Origin of the sequence: Bifidobacterium hominis, assembly GCF_040095915.1 — a bacterium.
Classification (GTDB): Bacteria; Actinomycetota; Actinomycetes; order Actinomycetales; family Bifidobacteriaceae; genus Bifidobacterium; species Bifidobacterium hominis.
In genome coordinates this window covers 91,054-111,944 of record NZ_JBBMFR010000004.1, presented here as the reverse complement: position 1 = coordinate 111,944, position 20,891 = coordinate 91,054, and the positions used below count along the sequence as shown (strand labels likewise).

Here is a 20,891-nt window from a genome sequence, read left to right as displayed (position 1 = left end):
AATATCAGCAATCAAACAATATTGCAGAAGATTGCAGATGGAAAAAAATATAAAGAAAGAACGACAGTGATAAACATACTTGTTGACGACATCGTGCCAATTATTGTCATTATGGCATTAGGGTATATTTGTGGAAAATTCAGTTATTTTGATGACGATCAGCGGCAGGGACTTAATAAACTTGTGTTGAATATCGCGCTTCCTGCGGCGTTATTTGTGTCCATCATCAAATCGACCCGTGCAATGCTTGCGAAAGACGCAACATTGACCGCCATCAGTTTCATCGGCGTCATCGTCATGTTTATGGTGAGCTATTACCTGTGCCGGTTGCTGTTCCACCACAGCATTCAGGAGGCGTCCGTCTGTGCTCTGATCGCAGGATCTCCGACGATTGGTTTCCTTGGATTCGCTGTGCTTGATCCGATTTACGGCAACACCGTCAGCACGAATCTCGTCATAGCCATTATTTCCATCGTGGTCAACGTGGTGACCATTCCGATCGGCATGTATCTGATCAACCTCGGCCAGGCCAAAGACCGAGCGAAGCTTAGCGTGCAGGCCGAAAACGCGGTCAATGCAAAGGTCAATGCAAAAGGCGATATCACGCTTGACCCGGCGCGAGATGCCGCAACCGACAAAACCGCCGAACTTATGGTGCATGGCACGTCGAATACAGGAAAGAACCGCAACGGCAATCTGCAGGCGTTGCTCGACGCACTGAAGCAACCGATCTGCTGGGCGTCGTTATTGGCCATTTTCCTAGTGTTGGTGGGCATTCATGTGCCAAGCCAGGTGGCGCCGACCTTCGATCTGATCGCCAAAGCGAATTCCGGTGTGGCCGTGCTTTCCGCGGGCCTCGCGCTTTCCACGGTGAAATTCTCGCTCGGTTGGGAAACCATCTGGAACACGTTCTTCCGCCTGATTCTGACGCCTGCAGTGTTCCTTGGCGTGGCGCTGTTGTGTGGCATGGGCGGTGACATGAACAAGATTTCGATGCTGGTGATGGCGGTCGCGTTGCCGCCGGCGTTCTCAGGCATCATTATTTCCAGCCGTTACAACATTTATGTAAAAGAAGGCGCCTCGACCACGGCCGTCGCCACGGTGGCATTCGCGGCCACCTGTCTGCTGTGGATCTGGCTCGTCCCCTTCTGCGTGGGCTGATTCAGTATCCTCACTGTAGCTCACGAAGCGCATATAGTAACGGAACGTTGAAATTCCAACGTTCCGTTACTGCATGCGCTTTTTGTGACGGTAAACCGTAAGACGTAAGACATGTGATTGTGTGCGGAAGTGCGGGGCGTGGACTGCAATGGATGTGACGCATAACAAATAAGGGCGAATCTTGTGATCCGCCCTTATTCGTGCGCCAGTGCGCGCTAACTTGCGTTACTTCAAATCAGCCTGCACACCATCGTTGCCGCCGATCACACCGGAATCACGCAGCGAAGCGATCTGATCGTCGTCATATCCCAACGCATGCAGAATCTCACGGTTATGCTCGCCCAGCTTCGGCGCACGCTGGTAATCCGGCACGAAATTACTCATCGTAAACGGCATGCCGATCGTCTTGAAATCGCCGCGCGCATCCTGCTGGTCAATGGTCACAATCGTGCCATCCCCATTCAAATCAGGATCGTTCTCCAACTCATACCAATCCAACACCGGGCCGACCGGCACGCCCTTCGCACCTAATTCCTTGGTCAGCGTGTACTTGTCGAACTGCATGGTGTACGCCTCAACACGCTGGTACACCTCGGTTTTATGCTCGTCACGCGCATTGGCGGTATTGAAACGCGGGTCGGTCAGCCAATCCTCGAATCCCATCGCATGGCAGAAATTCTCGAAGCCCTTCTTGGACTGTTGAACCACTATATATACGTAAGCGTTCGGGTCATGCTCCCAGCCTTTCGCGCGGTAGCACCAGCCAAGCACCAAACCACCCTCCGCATTCGCTGCGCGCGGAATGGCTTTGCCTTGCTTGCCCCACTCATAATTCGGGTAGCAGTCGTAGTAGGAAAGCTTGCCCAAACGGTCGAGAATCAACTGGTCGCGCAGCTTGACACGGCACAAGTTCAGTACCGCATTCTGCATCGACTGGTACACATAGCAACCCTCACCGGTATGCTCGCGCTGCAACAGCGCCGAAAGAATGGCGATCAGCAGATGCATTCCGCTGTTGGAATCGCCCAATGCGGCGCCGGACTGCGTGGGCACATTGCGCTCGCCGTCATACCAGCCGGTGGTGGAAGCGGCACCGCCCGCGGACTGCGCGACCGGCTCGAACGCCTTGACATGCTCGAACCGGCTGCCCTTGTTGAAGCCCTTCAGCGACGCCATGATCAGACGCGGATTGATCGCATGTACGTCATTCCATCCGAAACCAAGCTTTTCCACGTCTCCCGGGCCGATATTCTCTACGAACACGTCGGCTTTCTTCAGGAGTTCGGCGAGGATTTTCTTGCCTTCCGGATCTTTCATGTTCAGCGTGATGGATTTCTTGTTGGCATTGAGCTGAAGGAAGTACAGGGAGTACGAGCCATCCACGTCGTTCATTTCATTACGTGTCGGATCTCCGCCCTGCACCTTCTCCACCTTGATGACGTCGGCGCCCATCCATGCGAGCATCTGGGTGCACGACGGGCCGGACTGCACCTGCGTCCAGTCAATCACGGTGATGCCTTTCAGTGGCGCGGTGTCCTGCGTTGCCTTTGTTGCCGTATCGTGCGTTGCGCTGTCTTGCATTGTGGTGTCCTGCGTCGCGTTGTGCGCGTTCGCTTGATTCATATAATGCATTGCCTTGTTCTCCTTATATCTGGTGATATGTGGTTGGCGAGGTCAACGTAGCGCGTGCAACCTTGGAGAACGTTGGATTTTCAGCCTTGAGCGGCAATCTTCGCTTTCGGCACATGCGATTGGCGGATCCGGCGCATTTTCGCCATACTTTCGGCACATGCGATTGATGAACTCGGCTGATATACCCGGTTTTTGTCGGATTTTGTCCAGATTTTGTCCAGAAATTGGTTTTGGTGAGATTTGACGGAAAACAAAAAAGCTAGGAATTGTTGCAATTCCTAGCTTTCGTTGGTAGCGGGGCATGGATTTGAACCATGGACCTCTGGGTTATGAGCCCAGCGAGCTACCGAGCTGCTCCACCCCGCGTCGGCTTGTCTTTAAGACAGCTCTATTAATTTTACGATTACTTCCAAATATGTCAAATCGGCGTGTCGCGCTCGTTTGGCCGTGTAAAACAGCGCCACGAATAGCGCGTTATCCATTTTTCCTATACCCGTTTCGACCGATCGCCGGCGCAGAGGAGTGCGCCATATCCGACTCCGCACCATAATAGAAGCATGCCTATCAAGATTCCCAGCGGCCTTCCGGCCAGAGACATTCTCGACTCCGAGCGTATTTTCGCGCTCGAAAAGCCCGAAGCGGAGCGTCAGCGTGTGCGCCCGCTTAAGTTGGTGATCCTGAATCTCATGCCGAAGAAGGTTGAGACGGAAACTCAGCTGCTGCGCCTGATTTCGAAGAGTCCGCTGCAGGTGGAGATCGATTTCATGAAGACCTCCACGCATAAGGGTACGCATGTGAGCGCCGACCATTTAGTGAAGTTTTACGAAACCCTCGACGCGTTCCAAGACAACTATTACGACGGCTTCGTGGTGACGGGTGCTCCCGTCGAGCATCTTGATTTCGAGCAGGTCGATTATTGGGATGAGTTCAAAAAGATTCTCGACTGGGCTTCCACGCATGTGTTTTCCACCATGTATTTGTGCTGGGGTGCGATGGGTGCGCTCAATTACCGCTATAACGTGCGCAAAGAGAATCTTCCGGAGAAGATTTTCGGTGTGTTTCCGCAGTATTTGCAGGATGAATACTGCTTCCTGACGAACGGTTTCGACGAGATCTGCCTGCAGCCGCATTCTCGCCTTGCAGGGGTGAGCGAGGGTGATGTCGCCCGCAATCCCGAATTGCAGGTGCTTACGTGGGGTCCGAAATCCGGTCCTGGTCTGATCGCCACCCGCGATTTTTCGGAGGTGTTCGCGCTTGGACACTGGGAGTACGGCAAGTACACCTTGGCCGAGGAGTATGAGCGCGATATGAAGAAGGGGATGACGAACGTGCCGTTCCCCGAAAACTACTTCCCGCATGACGATCCACAGCTTGAGCCGGTGTTCGCGTGGCGTGCCCACGCGAATCTGTTGTGGCGTAATTGGCTGAATTGGGTGTATCAGACCACGCCATACGATTTGAGCGAGGTTCCGCAGCTTCGTGCGCAGAAGCGTCTTGGCACGGATCGTTCGATTCGCCATCAGCCGGGTTCGCCGCGTGTCGATGCGTTCGCGCCGTTCGTGCGCGACGGCTACGGCGTGATCCACGACTGAATCCAAGGTCCCTTCCGTAACATTGCGGAAGCCGTCGATGTGCTGAAGATGCGGATAATCCGCGTGATACGAATCGCGTGATTGTGTGCATCTTTTTTGTTTGTATCAATCGCATTCGTCTGTGATTTATCGGTGTTGGCTGAATTGGTCTAAAAGATCTCCGACACTCGATAGATATGGTGAAACGTTTTACTGAAAACATGCGGTATGCTGGATAACGTCGACTATCCGACGAATCACAGAGCCGTGTCTAGTTAGTCCAGCTTGAAGCGAAACGCCGGAAAAACTAAATGGCCGTAAGGAAAACTCCAAGTGTGTGGACGTTGTCTAGACACGGGCTAATAATCCTATCCAGCCATTCGGAGTCGAATGCGTCGCACGGGACTCCGGTCGCGTCGATGCATACTTCGAAGTACGCTTTGGTTAAGTAACCAGAACGTCACATTCGACTCGGTTGTTGGGCTAAACTAACAGCTGACACAAGAGCAGGAGGCGTGAATGATTGGTGCATTGGGGAAGGGCATGCTGACCATCGCTGATGGTCCCGAGATGCCCAGTATCGATGACTTCCTTCCCGATCCGTTCGTTTTTCAGGGCACGCCGTTCGCCATTAACCGCATCATCCTCGTTCGCATTCTTGCGACCGTCATCATGCTGCTGGTTCTCGGAATTACGGCAAGCCGTGCAAAGCTCATCCCCAGCCGTTGGCAGGGAGCAGTCGAATGGTTGATCGAATTCGTCCGCGACAACATCGTCTATCAGGTGATGGGCGAGCTGCGCGGCAAGCGTTACGTGCCGATGATCACCACCGTGTTCTGCACGTTGCTGGTCTTCAATCTGTGTGGCATCATCCCAGGCTTCAATATCGCGGCAAGCGCAACGATTACGCTGCCGCTGGTATTCGCCATGTGGTGCTTCTGCCAATACTGGATTGCAGGCATTCGTGAAAAGGGCCTCGGCCACTTCCTGAGAGATGAGATCTTCCCGAAGGGCGTTCCGGCCCCGATCTACATTCTGCTGTCCCCGATTCAGCTGCTTGAGCTGCTGATTATCCGTCCGTTCTCGTTGACGATCCGACTGTTCGCCAACATGGTTTCGGGCCACTTGATTCTTGCGCTGTGCCTTTCGGCCACGCAGTACTTCCTCATTGATGTGGTGAACAAGGTGTTCATGCCGTTCGGCGTCATCACTTTCGCAGCTGGCATGTTCATGTTCCTGTTCGAGGCGCTGGTCGCCTGCCTGCAGGCTTACATCTTCGCCATCCTGACCACCGCATACATCAATATGAGCTATCCGGAGATCGACTGACCGCCGGCTTTTTAATTGTTGCTTCTTGTCAAGCAATAACCAGAAAGGAAACAATCATGGATATCGTTACCCTCGCTGAGGTTGCCGGCAACCTGAACGTCGTTGGCTACGGCCTCGCAGCCATCGGCCCTGGCATCGGTCTGGGCATCCTGATCGGCAAGACCATCGAAGGCACCGCTCGCCAGCCTGAGCTCGGCAGCCGTCTGCAGACCCTCATGTTCCTGGGCCTGGCATTCGTCGAGGTGCTGGCACTGCTCGGCTTCGTGCTCGCCTTCATCAAGTAAGACTTGATTCAAGGTAACACCGAAGACGCAAACGAACATGAAAGGAGGAAGACACTATGGTGACCGCAGCTAGCGAAATGGAATTGTTCCTTCCGAAAAGCTACGACATTTTCTGGTCGTTGGTCATTCTGATCATCGTCGCCGTGTTCTTCTACAAGTTCTTCCTGCCGAAGTTCCAGGCCGTGTTCGATGAGCGCGCTGCCAAGATCGAAGGTGGCATCGCCAAGGCCGAACAGGCCCAGAAGGATGCCGATGAAGCCAAGGCGAAGTACGAGGCTCAGCTGAGCAAGGCGCGCGTCGAGGCATCCAAGATCCGTGACGACGCACGTACGGAGGCATCGCACATCATCGCGGACGCACGTACCCGTGCCGAAAGCGATGCGGCGCAGATCACCGCTACCGCTCAGCGTTCCATCGAATCGCAGCAGCAGCAGGCTCTGGTGAGCCTCAAGGGTGAAGTTGGCGTGCTGGCAACGGCACTGGCCGGCAAGATCCTGGGTAGCAAGCTCGAGAATAACGATGTGCAGTCGTCGATGATCGACCAGATGATCGCCGACATGGACAGCGACAAGAAGTGATCGAAACCTTCAAGAAAGGGAGGTGACCAATGCGAGGAGAAGCATCGCGTATCGCAGATCGCGTTTCGCGTGACTCGCTGGCCCCCAAGCTGCGTAACAGCGGTGAGGACGCATGGCGTATCGGGAACGAGCTGTTCACGATCACCAGCGCGCTTGACCACAACATCCAGCTTGAACGTGCCCTCACCGACCCGTCGCGCCCAGTCGAAGACAAGGTTGCGGTAGTCAAGACCCTGATCGGGGATCAGGCCCATCCACTGGTGATGGAGATCATGTCCGATCTGGTGTCCCGCCGTTGGAGCCGCGTGTCTGATATCGCCAATGCCGTCGAGGATTTCGGCGTTGACGGCATGATGTACTACGCGGACCACACCAATACAACTTTGCAGGTCTCCGTCGAGCTTGCCGAGTTGCATTCCGCACTGCTCAACCTTCCGGTCGTGCGCACCAAGCTGTATGACGCAACCGTTCCCAGTGAAGCCCGTGTCAAGCTGCTGTACAGCCTGATTGGTGATGCGGATTTCACCAAGGTGACCAAGCGTCTGGCCGAGCACGCGACCTGCAATCTGCGCAATCGCCGCTACCTGCAGACCATTCAGTGGCTGATCAACAAGTTCTCCCGTCATATGGGCGAATCGATGGTCACTGTTACCACGGCAACGCCGTTGAGCAAGGAGCAGGTGGAAAAGCTCGTCGCCATCTATACGGTGAAGACCGGCCATTCGGTGCACATCAACTCTGTGGTCGATCCGACCGTCATGGGTGGCATGCGTATCCAGGTGGGCGACGAGGTCACCGACAACACGGTGGTCGCACAGCTGCAGCATCTTCAGCGCACGGTGAAGGCAACCGCCTAACGGTTCGCCGCACGGTGAACAAGCCTGAAACAAGACTTGACTGAATTTATAAACAACAATAAGGAGTGATCATGGCAGAACTTACCATTGATCCCACCACGATACGCAAGGCGCTCGATGAGTTCGTCGAGTCGTACAAGCCGTCGGATACCCCGACCCAGGAAGTCGGTTATGTCGCGACTGCTGGTGACGGCATTGCGCACGTGACGGGACTGCCTGGTTGCATGGCCAATGAGCTGCTGACCTTCGAAGACGGCACGCTTGGCCTGGCGTTCAACCTTGACGCCCGCGAGATCGGTGTGGTTATCCTCGGCGACTTCGCAGGTATCGAGGAAGGCCAGGAAGTGCGTCGTACCGGCGAAGTGCTCTCCGTGCCCGTCGGCGACGGCTACCTTGGCCGCGTCGTGGACCCGCTAGGCAACCCGATTGATGGTCTTGGCGAGATCAAGACCGAAGGCCGTCGTATTCTCGAGGCCCAGGCACCTGACGTTATGCATCGTCATCCGGTTGACGAGCCAATGTCCACCGGTCTGAAGGCCATCGACGCAATGACGCCTATCGGCCGTGGCCAGCGCCAGCTCATCATTGGCGACCGCCAGACCGGTAAGACCGCTATCGCAATCGATACGATCATCAACCAGAAGCGTAACTGGGAATCCGGCGACCCGAAGAAGCAGGTGCGCTGCATCTACGTGGCCATCGGTCAGAAGGGCTCCACCATCGCATCGGTGAAGCAGTCCCTCGAAGAATCCGGCGCCATGGAGTACACCACTATCGTGGCCTCACCGGCTTCCGATTCCGCAGGCTTCAAGTACATCGCACCGTACACCGGTTCCGCCATCGGACAGCACTGGATGTACAACGGCAAGCACGTGCTCATCGTCTTCGACGATCTGTCGAAGCAGGCTGAGGCTTACCGTTCGATCTCCCTGCTGCTGCGCCGCCCGCCGGGACGTGAGGCATACCCGGGCGATGTGTTCTACCTGCACTCCCGTCTGCTCGAACGCTGCGCCAAGGTTTCCGATGACCTCGGCGGCGGTTCGATGACCGGCCTGCCGATCGTCGAAACCAAGGCAAACGACGTGTCCGCATACATTCCGACCAACGTGATCTCCATCACCGACGGTCAGATCTTCCTGCAGTCCGACCTGTTCAACGCGAACCAGCGTCCGGCTGTCGACGTCGGCATCTCCGTGTCCCGAGTCGGTGGCGCGGCACAGACCAAGGCGTTGAAGAAGGTCTCCGGCACGTTGAAGATCTCCTTGGCCCAGTACCGTTCTCTGGAATCCTTTGCCATGTTCGCGTCCGACTTGGATGCGGCTTCGAAGGCCCAGCTGAACCGTGGCTCCCACTTGACCGAGCTGCTCAAGCAGCCGCAGTTCTCCCCGTATTCCATGGAACAGGAAGTCGTCTCCGTGTGGGCCGGCACCCATGGCAAGATGGATGACCTGCCGCTGAACGACGTGCTGCCGTTCGAGAAGGCCATGCTGGACTACTTGGACCACAACACCGATATTCTCAAGACCATCCGCGAGACCGAAGACTTCACCGCCGACACCGAGGCCGCCCTCGACAAGGCTGTGGAAGCGTTCCGTGAGACCTTCGTGACCAGCGCGGGCAAGCCGCTGGTCGAGAAGAAGCCTGACGTCAAGAACGCCACTCCGGTCGAGCAGGAAAAGATCGTCGCAGGAGAGAAGTGATCCATGGGCTCGCAACTCGCATTGAAATCTAGGATCGCCTCCACCGCGTCGTTGGAGAAAATCTTCAACGCGCAGGAGATGATCGCGTCTTCGCACATCGCCAAGGCACGTGACGTCGCCTTGAACGCGAAGCCGTATACCGATGCGATTTTCGACGCCGTGCAAGCGCTGGTGGCCCATACCCATATTGACCATCCGATCGTGAAAAAGGACGAGGACAACCCTCGTGTGGCTGTCCTCGCCCTCACTTCGGATCGTGGTATGGCAGGGCCGTACACCTCCTCGATCATCCGCGAAACGGAATCGCTGCTGGCCCGCCTCGATGCGGCAGGCAAGCAGCCGGAACTGTATGTGTATGGTCGTCGCGGTGTGACGTACTACAAGTACCGCAATCGTGATGTTGCCGGTACTTGGGAAGGCGATACCGACCAGCCCGGCGTGGAAGTCGCAGAGTCCATCTCGAAGGCCCTGATGGACGCCTACATGAAGCCGGCGAGCGAAGGTGGAGTTTCCGAACTCTACATCGTGTTCACCGAATTCGTGAATATGGTTGTTCAGAAGGTGCGCGTGCTGCGTATGCTGCCCGTTGAACTCGTACTTCCGGAACAGCAGGACTCCGGCCCTGTGCCCGAATCCGATGCCGATGCCGCGACCCCGCTTTATGCGTTCGAGCCGAGCGTCGACGAAGTGCTTGACGCGATTCTGCCGAAGTACATCCAGTCCCGTATTCATGAATGCCTGCTCACAGCGGCGGCATCCGAGACTGCAAGCCGACAGAACGCCATGCATACGGCTACAGACAATGCCCGCAGCCTGATCGACGACCTGACCCGCAAGCTCAACGCTTCGCGACAGGCTTCGATTACCCAGGAACTTACCGAAATCATCGGCAGCGCCGACGCGCTGAATAAGAAGGAAGAGTAGGAACGCATATGGCTGAGAATCAGACCACAGCGGCTCCCGAGACGGCTGCAGAGCCGACCGCTGGACGCGTCACGCGTATCCAGGGTTCGGTTATCGACGTCGAATTCCCGGTGGGCCACCTGCCCGACATTTACAACGCACTTACCGTTGAGCTGACCAACACCGCCAACGAAGAGGGCGAAACCACGAAGAAGATTACGCTTGAGGTCGAACAGCACCTCGGCGACTCCACCGTGCGTACCGTGGCCCTGAAGCCGACTGACGGCCTCGTTCGTGGCGCCACCGTGCTTGACACCGGCGGTCCGATCTCCGTTCCTGTTGGCGATGTGACCAAGGGCCACGTGTTCGACGTGTCCGGCAACATCCTCAACAAGAAGGATGACGAGACCATCACGGTTACCGAGCGTTGGCCTATCCACCGCAATCCGCCGGCATTCGATCAGCTGGAATCCAAGACCCAGATGTTCGAAACCGGTATTAAGGTCATCGATTTGCTGACCCCGTACGTGCAGGGCGGCAAGATTGGTCTGTTCGGTGGCGCAGGCGTCGGCAAGACCGTGCTTATTCAGGAAATGATCCAGCGAGTCGCCCAGAACCACGGCGGTGTGTCCGTGTTCGCAGGCGTCGGCGAGCGTACCCGTGAGGGTAACGATCTGATTGGCGAAATGGACGAGGCTGGCGTTCTTGAGAAGACCGCACTGGTCTTCGGCCAGATGGATGAGCAGCCGGGTACCCGTCTGCGCGTGCCGCTGACCGCACTGACCATGGCAGAGTACTTCCGTGACGTGCAGAACCAGGATGTGCTGCTGTTCATCGATAACATCTTCCGTTTCACCCAAGCTGGTTCTGAGGTGTCCACCCTGCTCGGCCGTATGCCGTCCGCAGTGGGTTACCAGCCGAACCTGGCTGACGAAATGGGTGCCCTGCAGGAGCGAATCACTTCGACCCGCGGCCACTCCATCACCTCGCTGCAGGCCATCTACGTGCCGGCCGATGATTACACCGACCCGGCTCCTGCAACGACCTTCGCCCACCTGGATGCAACCACCGAGCTTTCCCGTGACATCGCTTCCAAGGGTATCTACCCGGCAGTGGATCCGTTGAGCTCCACCTCGCGAATCCTTGATCCGCGTTACGTGGGCCAGGCTCACTACGATTGCGCGAACCGCGTCAAGGCGATTCTGCAGCGTAACAAGGAGCTGCAGGACATCATCGCCCTGATTGGTATCGACGAACTCGGCGAAGAAGACAAGACCACTGTGAACCGTGCCCGCAAGATCGAGCAGTTCCTCGGCCAGAACTTCTACGTCGCTGAAAAGTTCACTGGTCGTCCGGGCTCCTACGTGCCGGCCGACGAGACCATCGAAGCCTTCACCCGTATTTGCGACGGTGTGTATGACGACGTTCCGGAGCAGGCATTCTCCGGTATCGGCGGCATCGACGATCTCGAGAAGAAGTGGCACGACATGCAGAAGGAATACGGTGCGTGATGGCCGGATTGACAATGCAGGTGAACATCGTCGCCGCCGACCACCCTGTGTGGCACGGTACGGCGAAGTCCGTCACTATTCCGGCTTCTGAAGGCGGAATGGGCATCCTGCCCAACCACGAGCCTGTATTGACCGTAATCAAGGAAGGAACCATCGTTGTGGTGGATCCGGATGGCAGCCGTCGCTCCTTCGAAGTGACCGACGGTTTCATCTCCTTCGATTCGAACAAGCTCACCGTTGCGGTTGAGCGTGGACGTGACGTCAAGATGGCCGAGTAGCACTCGGTAGCATACTTCTGACGGTCTGTCTGTTGTGATTGCAGCAATCGCATATGATTGCGATTGATGCAGTTGCGGCAGACAGGCCGTTTTTCTTTTCAAAAACGGTATTGATCAAAAAAGATTGCATTTATCACAGATTCGGGGCTTACGGCAATCATGGTAGGGTAGTGCCTCGTGCGAATTATTGTTGCTGATTGCTCTGCCGAATATTCCGGACGTTTGAATGCGTCCTTGCCGCTCGCCAAGCGAGTGCTGCTCATCAAAGCCGACAACAGTCTGCTGATTTTTTCCGAACTCGGATCGTACAAGCCGCTTAATTGGATGGCGGCGCCCTGCACCATCAAAGACATCACTCCGGATCATGCCGATGACGATGCCGAAACGGAAGTGCCGCAGAAAGTCATCCGTGCTTCGGCAGACAAATCCAATGACGTGCTCGAAGTGACCTTACAGCATATTTATTCCGATGAAACGTACGATTTGGGCGAAGATCCAGGACTGATCAAAGATGGCGTCGAAGACCATCTGCAAAAATACTTGGCTGAACAGATCGAACGCATCGGTGAGGGGGCGACGCTCGTGCGCCGTGAATATCCGACTGCCATTGGGCCGGTCGACATCATGGCTATTGACGCCAGTGGCAAGCATGTTGCCATCGAAATCAAGAGAAACGGTGGTATCGACGGCGTTGAGCAACTCACCCGCTACTGCGAACTGCTCAACCGCGATCCTCTGCTAGCCCCCGTACGTGGTATTTTCGCCGCGCAGACCATCACCCCGCAAGCCCGCGTGCTCGCCCAAGACCGCGGCTTCGACTGTCTGATCCTCGACTATGACGAAATGAAGGGCACTGAAGACGACTCCTTAAGACTCTTTTAGATGCAAGCCTAGCGAGCGGCAACGGAGTGTCGTCGCGCTGAGCCGTATAACGGACAATCCGGAGGACTGCCCGTAGACGAAGTGAGCAACTTGTTGCGAAGGCCGCGCAAGGCGGTACCTCGGTCGACGTACTTTTGCACGCCTTTCCGCGGTACGCCTTGCCACACATGCATTGCCGCATTCGCTCCTCGTGGGCAAGGCTTTGGCCCACGAAACGTGGTGTTTTAGTAGGCGGCGAGAATGTCGACCACGAAGACCAGCGTGGAGTTCGCCGGAATCTTACCGGAATCCTTGTTTCCGTAGCCGAGGTCCGGCGGCACTACCAGCAGCACCTGCGAGCCAACGGTGTGGCCTGCCAGGCCCTGCTTCCAACCGGCGATCACTTCGTCAAGCGAGAAGCTCGACGAAGTGCCGCGATCCCACGAGGAATCGAACTGCGTGCCGTCAAGCAGCCAGCCGGTATAGTGAGCGACCACGGTTTGCGTATCCTTGACCTCGGCACCCTTGCCCTTGATCAAATCCTGCGAAACCAATGTGTCGGAACCTTTATAACCATTCATGTCGATCGACGGCTTGCCATCCTTCGCAAGCGTGACCTTCGGCAGATCGGCAGGTACGTCAAGCACCTTCGTGCCTGTGGCCTTCGTCAGATCCTTCGACTTCGACACGATCGTGAGCACCATCAAATACGATGTGCCAGCGGAATTCGAATCGTTCACGCCGAACGCAAGCGTGGCATTAATCTTCTGATCCTTGAAAATGTTGTAATAACTCTCAGTCATCTGACTGGTGTTGGAGGTGACCACAGTAGAGCAATCGGGGGTGTTTTTCTCCCATGTGCTCGCCAATTCGGAACCATCTTTGACGTTGATGGCGATGCCTTGCGTGCATATGCGGTCGCCCTCTTCGATCTGGTCGCCATTGCCTTTCTGCAGTACGACGTAACTGTTGTCTTCCACCGTCATAGGGGTTTTGAAGGAGACGGTCGGCTTCTCTCCGGGCTTGCCTGTGGCGGTCACTCCGGCGATCTGGTTCATTTTCGACGAGGATTTGGAGGAAGAGGAAGATGAATCGGAGGAGGTATCAGACTTCGTGTCGGAGCTTCCGCATGCCGCGAAACCCAGGCACATGATCGTTGTGCAAGCGGCTGCGACGGCTTTGAAAAGAGTAGATTTGCGCATAGGCTCAACCTTAGCGTCAATCATTGATTTTCATAGTTTTTTCAGGCTTTTGCAGAGGGGCAATGTAGAATGGAGAGTGCTATGACTTTATTGCAGGATGAACAGGAAAAACCGCAGTCCAAGGCGGGTCCTACGCGACACGCTAAGATCATGCGTGGCATTGTCACTCCTATTTTCGGATTGCTTGCCGTTGCTTGCATCGTACTTGGCGTCTTGAACGCGACGATTTGGAAGCCTTCGACGCAGGTCACGGCGTCCGCTGCGGTTACGGGATCGCAGTATGTGGTCACTGATCCGAATGTGTTGCAGTTGGTTGACGATCACGTCAACATTTCGGCGAAGTCCCGCGACAAATCCGCGAACGTGTGCATCGCCATCGGTTCCGCCCGCGATATTGCCGGTTGGATTGCGGGATCCAAATACACGCGCGTTACCGGATTGTCGGACTGGTCCACCCTGTCCACGCTGAAGGCCACGGCTCAGGGCACCGCCGATAATTCCGAAGGCCAGGTCGCGTTCCAAGATTCCGACATGTGGCGCACAGTCAAATGCAATGCCGGTTCCGTTGACATGCAGATCAAGGGTGCTAATACGAATAATGCCGAGGATTCCGTTGCGATCATCGATTACGGCGATCGCAAGGGAGGCTCGGTCGTGCTTGACTGGACCCGTCGTTCGCTGCTGAATTTCGCCATGCCGTTCTATCTTTCCGGCGGATTGCTGGCAATACTTGCGGTACTTTCGGCTTCCGTGTTCGCCATGCCTCCGCATAAGCGTCGCAATAAGCGCGCGTTTGCCATGGTTGATGGCATCGGTTCCACGCAGGGAGACGATGATGAGGTTGCCGCATGGGTGAAGAACGCCGAAGCGAGTGCCGCCCGTAGTGAAAAGAGCGGGTCGAAGCGTACGCGTCGTCGCCATGCGAGCCATCGTGCGACCGTTTCGGAAAACACGCAGAACGAGACGGCGCAACCTACGATTGTCGATCCTTCCGCTCGAAATTTGGTTGCCGACCAGCAGAATGCTGCCACTGGTGGCGTTGACGAAAACGACGATTTCGAACAGACTTCCGTGATCTCGCCAGACGAGCTTGCCGCATATTTCGCACGTCTCGCACAAGAGGAAAGCAGTGCGGCCGCAGCGGCCTCGGGATCTGTAGAATTCGCGGTATCCGATGAAATCAACGTGCCTAACGAAGTTGACGAAATGGCCGTAACGGCCGAGTCGGTCGGATCCAACGAAACATCCGAAAACGACGAATCCGACAACGACAAGTCCGACGAACCTGACAACGAGGAGGCCAAGTGATGAAGAAGCGTTTCAACGCAATCGCGGCGGCCGTGCTCGCATTGGGAATGGTCGTTGGCATGTGCGGATGCGAGGGGCAGCTGCCGCAGCCGAAAACCACGCAACGTCAGGATGCGCCGAATCTGACCGCCAAGCAGGAGAAAACCATCCGTACGGATATTCTCACAACGCTTGACCAGTGCAATAACGACCGCAATATCGACGCCCTCGGCTCGATTTTGGAGGGGCCGGAACTTGAGATTCGCACAAGCGAACTTCATGTGGCGCAGGTCACGGGCAATCTTGACCGCAAGACCACGATTCCAACCGGTCTGGCGCAGGCTGTGATCTCCACAGATAGTGGATGGCCACGTTCGGTGTTTTCCATTACTTCCACCACGGACGACCAGCAATCCAAGCGTCTGCTGGTGTTCCGTCAGGATTCCGCACGCCAAAACTACAAGCTGTGGGGTGTGGCGCGACTGTTTTCGGGCGTGAAGATGCCGAGTTTCGAGATTTCCAAGACCGGCAGCGAGCAGGGTACGGAAAAAGACACCGGTCTGGTCATGACCCCGAAGGATGCGGTCGCTGCATATGCCGACGTGTTGCAGAATGGTGCGGCCAGCCAGTATGCGCAGCAGTTCGCCGACGATGATTTGCGTACGAAGCTTGCCGATCTGACCGAACAGGTGCAGAAGGCCATGGAGCTGAACGAGGGATCGCAGCAGCAGGTGTTCACGCCGGTTGACGGTGCCATCAGCGTCATGCGTTCCGCGGATGGTGGCGACTTGGTAGTGGCGCAGATCAATTCCGAATGGACGCGTTCCGCTGGTGCCGGACGTGAATCGCAGCCCGCTTCCGATGCGGAAAAAGCGCTGTTTGGCAACGGTCAAGCCACCAGCACCATGAAAACCACGTATGTGAATGTGATCGCGCTGTACGTGCCTCCGGCAAATTCCGGCGAGAAGATTACCTCAGTCGGTTCCGAACGCCAGCCGGTCAGGGTTGAGGCGCTGTAATCGTCGCGATTGCGCGATTGCGCGTAAGCTTGGGGCGAACGTTTGCGATGCGTGTTGCGCTGGGCGCTTAATGTTGTTGATTGTTGATATTTAGGAGGCAAGCATGGCAGGTCAAAGGCCGTTTAATCCGGGAGTTTCCTTGGCGGGGGCCGTCGATCTTGAAGCGTTGAAGCATCAGGTGAAGGCCGAACCGGGGCAGGCTGGAGGCGCTCCGGCCGCTGGGGGTTACGTGATCGACACCACGGAGAACACGTTCCAGGCCATGGTGCAGACGTCGGCCACGTTCCCGATTCTGCTGTTGCTGTGGGTGCCGACCGATGATCGCCTGTTCGACATGGCACGCCAGTTGGGCGATGCCGTGAACCAGTTAAACGGCCAGATTCAGCTGTCTCGTATTGATATCGCGTCGAATCCGTCAATCGCGCAAGCGTTCCAAGTGCAGGGTGCTCCCGCGTTGTTCGCGTTGATCAACGGCCGCCCGATGCCGATTCTGCAGGGCTTGCCGTCTGCCGAGGAAATGCAGCAGATCGTGGACGCGGCGATTCCGAATCTGGTTGCTGCCGCCCAGCAGGCTGGAGTGACCGGTTCCGCGCCGTATTCGGGCGATCCGGATTCCGATGCGGCGAATTCCGCCGCCGGCGCTCAGGAGGTGCCTCCGGAGCATCAGGAGGCGTATATGCTGGCACAGCAGGGCGATTACGCTGGTGCCGCAGCCGCGTACGAGAAGGTGCTTGAAGCCGATCCGAACGATGCCCGCGCAGCCCGCGAGCGTGCGAAGGCGTTGCTGTTGGCCCGTTCCGCCAATGCGAACGTGCGTGAGGTACGTGCCGCCGCTGCCGACAACCCTGATGATGTTGAAGCGCAGCTTGCCGTTGCTGACATTGATATGATCGGCGGTCAGATTCAGGATGCGTTCGACCGTTTGCTGGATTTCGTTGCGGCCGGTCACAAGGCTGATATTGAACCGGTGCGCAAGCGTCTGCTGGAATATTTCACGATTCCCGAGCCGACCGACGAGCGGTTGAAGCGCGCCCGCCGTCGCCTCGCCACGCTTATGTACTGATACGTTTATTGACTTAGATACCGTTTTGGGTACCGTTCAACCGTAGGCTGACAACCAAATCGTTCTTTACGGCCTACGGTTGTTTTTTAAAAAAAAGACTTATTCCATACGATTGGTGCCGAAATAGTCAAGGAATTGCGGTCCGTCCGCTTCCAGTTCGGCTTCGAATTCGGATTTCCATCGTGAATATGGATTCGCTGCAAGTCCTTCATTGCTGAACCGCGATTGGTCGGTGATTTCGGTGGTGCAGAATTTCGGGATCACCAGATTGGTGACGGGTCCGATACGTTCCGCTTCCGCAATGATCAGGGGAGCGTTGGTGCCGCCGAATACGTCGATGTTCCAGCCATCTTCGTCGATCCAGTCGGTGAAACGGTTTTTGATGGTTACGTGTCCGCCGCGTTTGATGAGCTCTCCTGCGATGCGCGAATCCAAGTCTCGGCTCGCCTCATAGCGCGTGCCTCCTACGGACGGCCCCTTCACGGTGACTGATCCAAGCTGGAATTCGTCGCGATACTTTTCGAGCACGGCCATCGGGTCGAGGTCCGGAGTCATGGCGATGCGAACGGACTTTGTTTTCAATCGTACGCGCAACGCGTAATTATCCTGATGAACGTAATAACTTTGCACGATTAATGTCGGACTGTCGCTGTCATCCAACTGCGTTGGCAAAGCACGGCAGAAAAAACGGCGCATGTATTCGAAATCGCCTATATTTTTGCCTGAATCCTCAACCATATTCTCAGTCTAGTGGAAAATACGCGGTAAATGACGTTATTGTGCCGCAAATTATGACGTAATACTCTTCATTCCCCGTTCTACACCCGTCACCTCCCCTTCGTAGTTGGGTATGTTGCCGAAAACCCATTCATGCTTACTTTGCCAACATGATGATTAAGATTCAAAGATCATTTTTCCGTAAAAAGTGTCGCTTTCATCTCAAGGCAGTGTAAAGTAGGTTGACGCACGGGTTTGTAGCTCAGTGGATAGAGCGTCTGTCTCCGGAACAGAAGGTTCCGGTAGCATATCTGCTGGCATGTGTTCCCAGCCCTACTCCTGCTTGGCGAGTACGGATAATTGAATTCTGGTGAAATCTGAGCCAGACACGATTAGACACGATGATGGATTACCTTCGGTGTCCAGGTTTATCGGTCAGAAATCGGCATGTGTGGTCGACCGACGATTTGGTTGGTTGAAGTGCTACACTAAACAGATTGTTTGGGTCCGTAGCTCAGCTGGATAGAGCGTTCGCCTCCGGAGCGAAAGGTCGAGAGTTCGAATCTCTTCGGGCCCACAAGTAAGTCCGCTTCCTGATGTGGAGGCGGACTTTTTGCTATTTCATTCCGATTTTCGCACGTTGCCGGAGAGGGGGCAAGCGCACTGAGTTGCAGGGTGCCGTCCGGCTCGGGTTGGAGTCTGCCCCTGCGGATCCATGAGCGAATGGTGCTTGCGGGAAGACGGATTCCGGCCTTGCAGTTCCGCAAACTCGTTTTCCTGCCTTCCGTCACACATCCGCACGAATACCCGACGACGGTTCAACGCTTCGATGGATTGCAGTGTTGGACGCGATCGCCAAGGTCGCACGGTTATGGAAAACGGGTTGCGCCCATTTCCTCCGCCCAACAACGCGGTCGCGTTCACGGCAGAACTCAGTCAGGGAGAAGTCTGGCGGAGGGAACCCAGCAGTATGCCCTTACCGTTACCGCCACCGCCATAAATCACCCAAAACAGGTGCAGATGCGGTTGTAGCAGCGAAGCCGCGAACAGACGCTCCAAATTCTCCGCGCCATGACTGTCGGCCGTCACGAAATGAAGCAGGTGTCCGGCTTGGGCGACCAAATTATCGCCGTACGCTGCATCCAAAGAGATTTCATAGGGGTTGCCAAACATCGGGTCATCGGATCCGATGCGTTGCACCTGTCCGTTCATACGATAAAAGGCAAGGTTGGAGAACTCCACTCCGTGCGGGATCCGGTGGGAGACGGCGTTGCGCCTCATCGACCTAACGACTACGCGCGGGCCGAACGGATCTACGGAGCCAGCCCGTACAGGATCGCCAACGAACTGCACGTCACGTTCAACGTCATCATGACGATGCAGGAGATCCTCGAAAACGAACCATGGCGATTCCGAATCGTCATCAGCTACTGAACCAACAAACTAACTACGAACCACGAAAGGAGATGACAAACAATGGCACGCGTGATCATCGATGACCGCTGGCTACGAACCGCCGAAGATGGCGCAGTGCCAAGCAGTGCGGCAAAACGCTCACTCGCCAACACCAAGGATCTGGCAAAGGCTCGCGTACCGGAGAAATGGCGCACCAGCATATACGGCACGGGCAAGCGTTGGCGCGTTCGCTGGTACGTCGCCGACAGCGACGGCAAGAACATCCAGAAAAGCAGGTATTTCGAGAAACTGTCCGATGCGGAAAGCTTCAAGGCCGCGATGGAGGACGATATCCGAGCGGGACGCTACCGCGATCCCAATGCTGGGCATCATCTTTTCCGAGTGGTTGCGGAGGAATGGCCCCAATCCAAAGTTGATATCAAGGATGTTACGCTGGGTCGGTATACGCGGGACACGCGGGTGTATGTCTATCCGCAGTGGGGCGACGTACTGCTTTCGGGCATCACCGTCAAAGACGTGCAAAGCTGGGTCAATGATCTCGTGGCCGGGAACTACAAGACCGAACTTCCGCTGGACAAGCATGGCGTGATGCGCAAGCCAAAACCTCTGCCGCCATCAAGCATCAAGAACATCGTCAGAGTCGTCATGTGCAGCGTCTTGGACTTTGTAGTCAAACACGACTATCTTGCTGAAAACGTTATCGACAAAGTAATCACGCCCAAGAGGGTCAAATAGGACGATATGGTGTCCTGACCATTCCCGAAGTCGAACAACTCGCCACACAGGCGGGACGTTACGGCAAACACCCCAAAGTGATTAAGGGAATCGAGACATGGCCGGACGACACGACGAACACACACGCGTTGCTCGTCCGTTTCCTCGCATATATCGGCGTCCGTATTGGCGAGGCGATGGCACTGACGGTTCGGGATCTTGACCTCGCCCATTGCCGCGCAAGGATCCGCAGAACATGGACAGATGACAAAAACGGCAACGCCACATTGGGACTGCCGAAGAACGGGACGTCTCGAACAATTGCCATGCCCGTATTCCTTCGGGATGCGTTGCGACAATACGTGGCGGGTCTTTCGGAGAGCGATTACGTGTTCCGAGGTAAGCACGGCGGCCCATTGTACGTGCGTACATGGCGCAATTGAGTCTTCAATCGAGCAGTTCGGAATGCAGGCATGGAAGATAATGGCATCACCCCGCATTCGTTGCGTCATACCTACGCGTCGATAGCAATCGCAAACGGCGTTGACGTAAAGACCCTGCAGAAACAACTTGGTCATGCCGCGGCGGCGATGACCCTAGACGCATATGCGGCGCTTTGGCCTGAGCGGCTTGGCGAAGTCGCTCAGGCCGCGGGGTGTGCACGTGACAAAGCACTTACTCCCGCTGCCCCGGTTGGCGGAACCGTACCGCTGGCACAAGCCGCATAACCAGTGCCCGTCAATTAACGGGCACTGCCATATGAACGGATAAACGATCTCAGGTAGCTCAAGTAGCGCACAGCTATATG

The 20,891-nt window shown here is 56.0% G+C and carries 20 protein-coding genes, 2 tRNA genes and 1 pseudogene; 18 read left to right on the top strand and 5 right to left on the bottom strand.

All coding sequences use genetic code 11. From position 1 onward, the window contains the following. Positions 1 to 66: 66 nt before the first annotated feature. A complete protein-coding gene (locus WMO36_RS04370) occupies positions 67 to 1,161 on the top strand; it encodes an AEC family transporter (RefSeq protein WP_099571949.1) in 1,095 nt (364 codons plus the stop codon). Positions 1,162 to 1,386: 225 nt separating this feature from the next. Here the strand turns inward: WMO36_RS04370 and frc are convergent, their stop codons facing one another. Beyond that, complete coding sequence (gene frc / locus WMO36_RS04365; RefSeq protein ID WP_118233695.1) at positions 1,387 to 2,742, bottom strand: formyl-CoA transferase; 1,356 nt, start codon at positions 2,740 to 2,742, stop codon at positions 1,387 to 1,389. Positions 2,743 to 3,082: 340 nt separating this feature from the next. Continuing rightward, a tRNA-Met gene (locus WMO36_RS04360) sits at positions 3,083 to 3,159 on the bottom strand. A 191-nt stretch (positions 3,160 to 3,350) separates the two neighbouring features. Between WMO36_RS04360 and WMO36_RS04355 the strand changes: the two genes are divergently transcribed. The 10 genes from WMO36_RS04355 to nucS all read left to right on the top strand — a co-directional run bounded on the left by WMO36_RS04355 (position 3,351) and on the right by nucS (position 12,686). Then, positions 3,351 to 4,385 carry a homoserine O-succinyltransferase gene (locus WMO36_RS04355; protein WP_099571785.1) on the top strand — a complete coding sequence of 345 codons (1,035 nt, stop codon included), beginning with the start codon at positions 3,351 to 3,353 and terminating at the stop codon, positions 4,383 to 4,385. Between the two features lie 498 nt (positions 4,386 to 4,883). Beyond that, positions 4,884 to 5,693, top strand: a complete 810-nt coding sequence (gene atpB, locus WMO36_RS04350) for a F0F1 ATP synthase subunit A (protein ID WP_144165300.1) — start codon at positions 4,884 to 4,886, stop codon at positions 5,691 to 5,693. Positions 5,694 to 5,749: 56 nt separating this feature from the next. Then, on the top strand, positions 5,750 to 5,977 hold the full coding sequence (gene atpE, locus WMO36_RS04345; RefSeq protein ID WP_003809874.1) for an ATP synthase F0 subunit C: 228 nt from the start codon (positions 5,750 to 5,752) through the stop codon (positions 5,975 to 5,977). A 56-nt stretch (positions 5,978 to 6,033) separates the two neighbouring features. After that, positions 6,034 to 6,555, top strand: coding sequence for a F0F1 ATP synthase subunit B (locus WMO36_RS04340; RefSeq protein WP_099571783.1), 522 nt, complete (start codon positions 6,034 to 6,036; stop codon positions 6,553 to 6,555). A 29-nt stretch (positions 6,556 to 6,584) separates the two neighbouring features. Beyond that, positions 6,585 to 7,412, top strand: a complete 828-nt coding sequence (locus WMO36_RS04335) for a F0F1 ATP synthase subunit delta (protein ID WP_337509110.1) — start codon at positions 6,585 to 6,587, stop codon at positions 7,410 to 7,412. Between the two features lie 71 nt (positions 7,413 to 7,483). Further along, a complete protein-coding gene (gene atpA, locus WMO36_RS04330) occupies positions 7,484 to 9,112 on the top strand; it encodes a F0F1 ATP synthase subunit alpha (RefSeq protein WP_099571781.1) in 1,629 nt (542 codons plus the stop codon). A 3-nt stretch (positions 9,113 to 9,115) separates the two neighbouring features. Beyond that, positions 9,116 to 10,036 carry a F0F1 ATP synthase subunit gamma gene (locus WMO36_RS04325; protein WP_004223300.1) on the top strand — a complete coding sequence of 307 codons (921 nt, stop codon included), beginning with the start codon at positions 9,116 to 9,118 and terminating at the stop codon, positions 10,034 to 10,036. A gap of 8 nt (positions 10,037 to 10,044) precedes the next feature. After that, positions 10,045 to 11,526: a F0F1 ATP synthase subunit beta gene (gene atpD / locus WMO36_RS04320; protein WP_039199253.1), complete on the top strand. Its 1,482-nt coding sequence runs from the start codon at positions 10,045 to 10,047 to the stop codon at positions 11,524 to 11,526. After that, positions 11,526 to 11,804 carry a F0F1 ATP synthase subunit epsilon gene (locus WMO36_RS04315; RefSeq protein WP_034879774.1) on the top strand — a complete coding sequence of 93 codons (279 nt, stop codon included), beginning with the start codon at positions 11,526 to 11,528 and terminating at the stop codon, positions 11,802 to 11,804. Before atpD ends, WMO36_RS04315 begins: the two co-directional genes overlap by 1 nt. 177 nt (positions 11,805 to 11,981) lie before the next feature. After that, entirely contained in the window at positions 11,982 to 12,686 is a 705-nt protein-coding gene (gene nucS / locus WMO36_RS04310) for an endonuclease NucS (RefSeq protein ID WP_099571780.1), read from the top strand. Between the two features lie 224 nt (positions 12,687 to 12,910). Here the strand turns inward: nucS and WMO36_RS04305 are convergent, their stop codons facing one another. Then, positions 12,911 to 13,867, bottom strand: a complete 957-nt coding sequence (locus tag WMO36_RS04305; protein ID WP_180753750.1) for an FKBP-type peptidyl-prolyl cis-trans isomerase — start codon at positions 13,865 to 13,867, stop codon at positions 12,911 to 12,913. 81 nt (positions 13,868 to 13,948) lie between these two features. Between WMO36_RS04305 and WMO36_RS04300 the strand changes: the two genes are divergently transcribed. The 3 genes from WMO36_RS04300 to WMO36_RS04290 all read left to right on the top strand — a co-directional run bounded on the left by WMO36_RS04300 (position 13,949) and on the right by WMO36_RS04290 (position 17,236). Beyond that, entirely contained in the window at positions 13,949 to 15,175 is a 1,227-nt protein-coding gene (locus tag WMO36_RS04300) for a hypothetical protein (protein WP_349076948.1), read from the top strand. Continuing rightward, positions 15,175 to 16,173, top strand: a complete 999-nt coding sequence (locus WMO36_RS04295) for a DUF8094 domain-containing protein (protein ID WP_099595050.1) — start codon at positions 15,175 to 15,177, stop codon at positions 16,171 to 16,173. The genes WMO36_RS04300 and WMO36_RS04295 overlap by 1 nt, the downstream gene beginning before the upstream one ends. Before the next feature lie 103 nt (positions 16,174 to 16,276). Continuing rightward, the gene (locus WMO36_RS04290; RefSeq protein ID WP_099571776.1) at positions 16,277 to 17,236 is read left to right on the top strand and encodes a tetratricopeptide repeat protein; all 960 of its coding nucleotides are present in this window, start codon (positions 16,277 to 16,279) and stop codon (positions 17,234 to 17,236) included. Between the two features lie 99 nt (positions 17,237 to 17,335). Here WMO36_RS04290 and WMO36_RS04285 read toward each other — a convergent pair whose 3' ends face one another. Next, positions 17,336 to 17,974 carry a CYTH domain-containing protein gene (locus WMO36_RS04285; protein WP_349076945.1) on the bottom strand — a complete coding sequence of 213 codons (639 nt, stop codon included), beginning with the start codon at positions 17,972 to 17,974 and terminating at the stop codon, positions 17,336 to 17,338. A gap of 482 nt (positions 17,975 to 18,456) precedes the next feature. Here WMO36_RS04285 and WMO36_RS04280 point away from each other — a divergent pair. Beyond that, a tRNA-Arg gene (locus WMO36_RS04280) sits at positions 18,457 to 18,530 on the top strand. Positions 18,531 to 18,889: 359 nt separating this feature from the next. Here WMO36_RS04280 and WMO36_RS04275 read toward each other — a convergent pair. Continuing rightward, complete coding sequence (locus WMO36_RS04275) at positions 18,890 to 19,165, bottom strand: hypothetical protein (protein ID WP_349076944.1); 276 nt, start codon at positions 19,163 to 19,165, stop codon at positions 18,890 to 18,892. A gap of 33 nt (positions 19,166 to 19,198) precedes the next feature. Between WMO36_RS04275 and WMO36_RS04270 the strand changes: the two genes are divergently transcribed. The 3 genes and pseudogenes from WMO36_RS04270 (at position 19,199) to WMO36_RS04260 (ending at position 20,811) form a co-directional block, all read left to right on the top strand. Next, positions 19,199 to 19,387 (top strand): hypothetical protein, encoded by a 189-nt coding sequence (locus WMO36_RS04270; RefSeq protein ID WP_303826165.1) that lies wholly within the window; start codon positions 19,199 to 19,201, stop codon positions 19,385 to 19,387. A 42-nt stretch (positions 19,388 to 19,429) separates the two neighbouring features. Continuing rightward, positions 19,430 to 20,104 carry a hypothetical protein gene (locus WMO36_RS04265; RefSeq protein WP_349076942.1) on the top strand — a complete coding sequence of 225 codons (675 nt, stop codon included), beginning with the start codon at positions 19,430 to 19,432 and terminating at the stop codon, positions 20,102 to 20,104. A gap of 176 nt (positions 20,105 to 20,280) precedes the next feature. Beyond that, positions 20,281 to 20,811, top strand: a pseudogene (locus tag WMO36_RS04260) (tyrosine-type recombinase/integrase). The last annotated feature ends 80 nt before the right edge of the window (positions 20,812 to 20,891 follow it).

What these genes read in the sequence shown, in the direction of transcription:
- frc (WP_118233695.1), bottom strand. Translation starts at nt 2,742, where the DNA reads ATGCAAGACAGCGCAACGCACGATACGGCAACAAAGGCAACGCAGGAC.
- WMO36_RS04355 (WP_099571785.1), top strand. Translation starts at nt 3,351, where the DNA reads ATGCCTATCAAGATTCCCAGCGGCCTTCCGGCCAGAGACATTCTCGAC.
- atpB (WP_144165300.1), top strand. Translation starts at nt 4,884, where the DNA reads ATGATTGGTGCATTGGGGAAGGGCATGCTGACCATCGCTGATGGTCCC.
- atpE (WP_003809874.1), top strand. Translation starts at nt 5,750, where the DNA reads ATGGATATCGTTACCCTCGCTGAGGTTGCCGGCAACCTGAACGTCGTT.
- WMO36_RS04340 (WP_099571783.1), top strand. Translation starts at nt 6,034, where the DNA reads ATGGTGACCGCAGCTAGCGAAATGGAATTGTTCCTTCCGAAAAGCTAC.
- WMO36_RS04335 (WP_337509110.1), top strand. Translation starts at nt 6,585, where the DNA reads ATGCGAGGAGAAGCATCGCGTATCGCAGATCGCGTTTCGCGTGACTCG.
- atpA (WP_099571781.1), top strand. Translation starts at nt 7,484, where the DNA reads ATGGCAGAACTTACCATTGATCCCACCACGATACGCAAGGCGCTCGAT.
- WMO36_RS04325 (WP_004223300.1), top strand. Translation starts at nt 9,116, where the DNA reads ATGGGCTCGCAACTCGCATTGAAATCTAGGATCGCCTCCACCGCGTCG.
- atpD (WP_039199253.1), top strand. Translation starts at nt 10,045, where the DNA reads ATGGCTGAGAATCAGACCACAGCGGCTCCCGAGACGGCTGCAGAGCCG.
- WMO36_RS04315 (WP_034879774.1), top strand. Translation starts at nt 11,526, where the DNA reads ATGGCCGGATTGACAATGCAGGTGAACATCGTCGCCGCCGACCACCCT.
- WMO36_RS04305 (WP_180753750.1), bottom strand. Translation starts at nt 13,867, where the DNA reads ATGCGCAAATCTACTCTTTTCAAAGCCGTCGCAGCCGCTTGCACAACG.
- WMO36_RS04300 (WP_349076948.1), top strand. Translation starts at nt 13,949, where the DNA reads ATGACTTTATTGCAGGATGAACAGGAAAAACCGCAGTCCAAGGCGGGT.
- WMO36_RS04295 (WP_099595050.1), top strand. Translation starts at nt 15,175, where the DNA reads ATGAAGAAGCGTTTCAACGCAATCGCGGCGGCCGTGCTCGCATTGGGA.
- WMO36_RS04290 (WP_099571776.1), top strand. Translation starts at nt 16,277, where the DNA reads ATGGCAGGTCAAAGGCCGTTTAATCCGGGAGTTTCCTTGGCGGGGGCC.
- WMO36_RS04285 (WP_349076945.1), bottom strand. Translation starts at nt 17,974, where the DNA reads ATGGTTGAGGATTCAGGCAAAAATATAGGCGATTTCGAATACATGCGC.
- WMO36_RS04275 (WP_349076944.1), bottom strand. Translation starts at nt 19,165, where the DNA reads ATGAACGGACAGGTGCAACGCATCGGATCCGATGACCCGATGTTTGGC.
- WMO36_RS04265 (WP_349076942.1), top strand. Translation starts at nt 19,430, where the DNA reads ATGGCACGCGTGATCATCGATGACCGCTGGCTACGAACCGCCGAAGAT.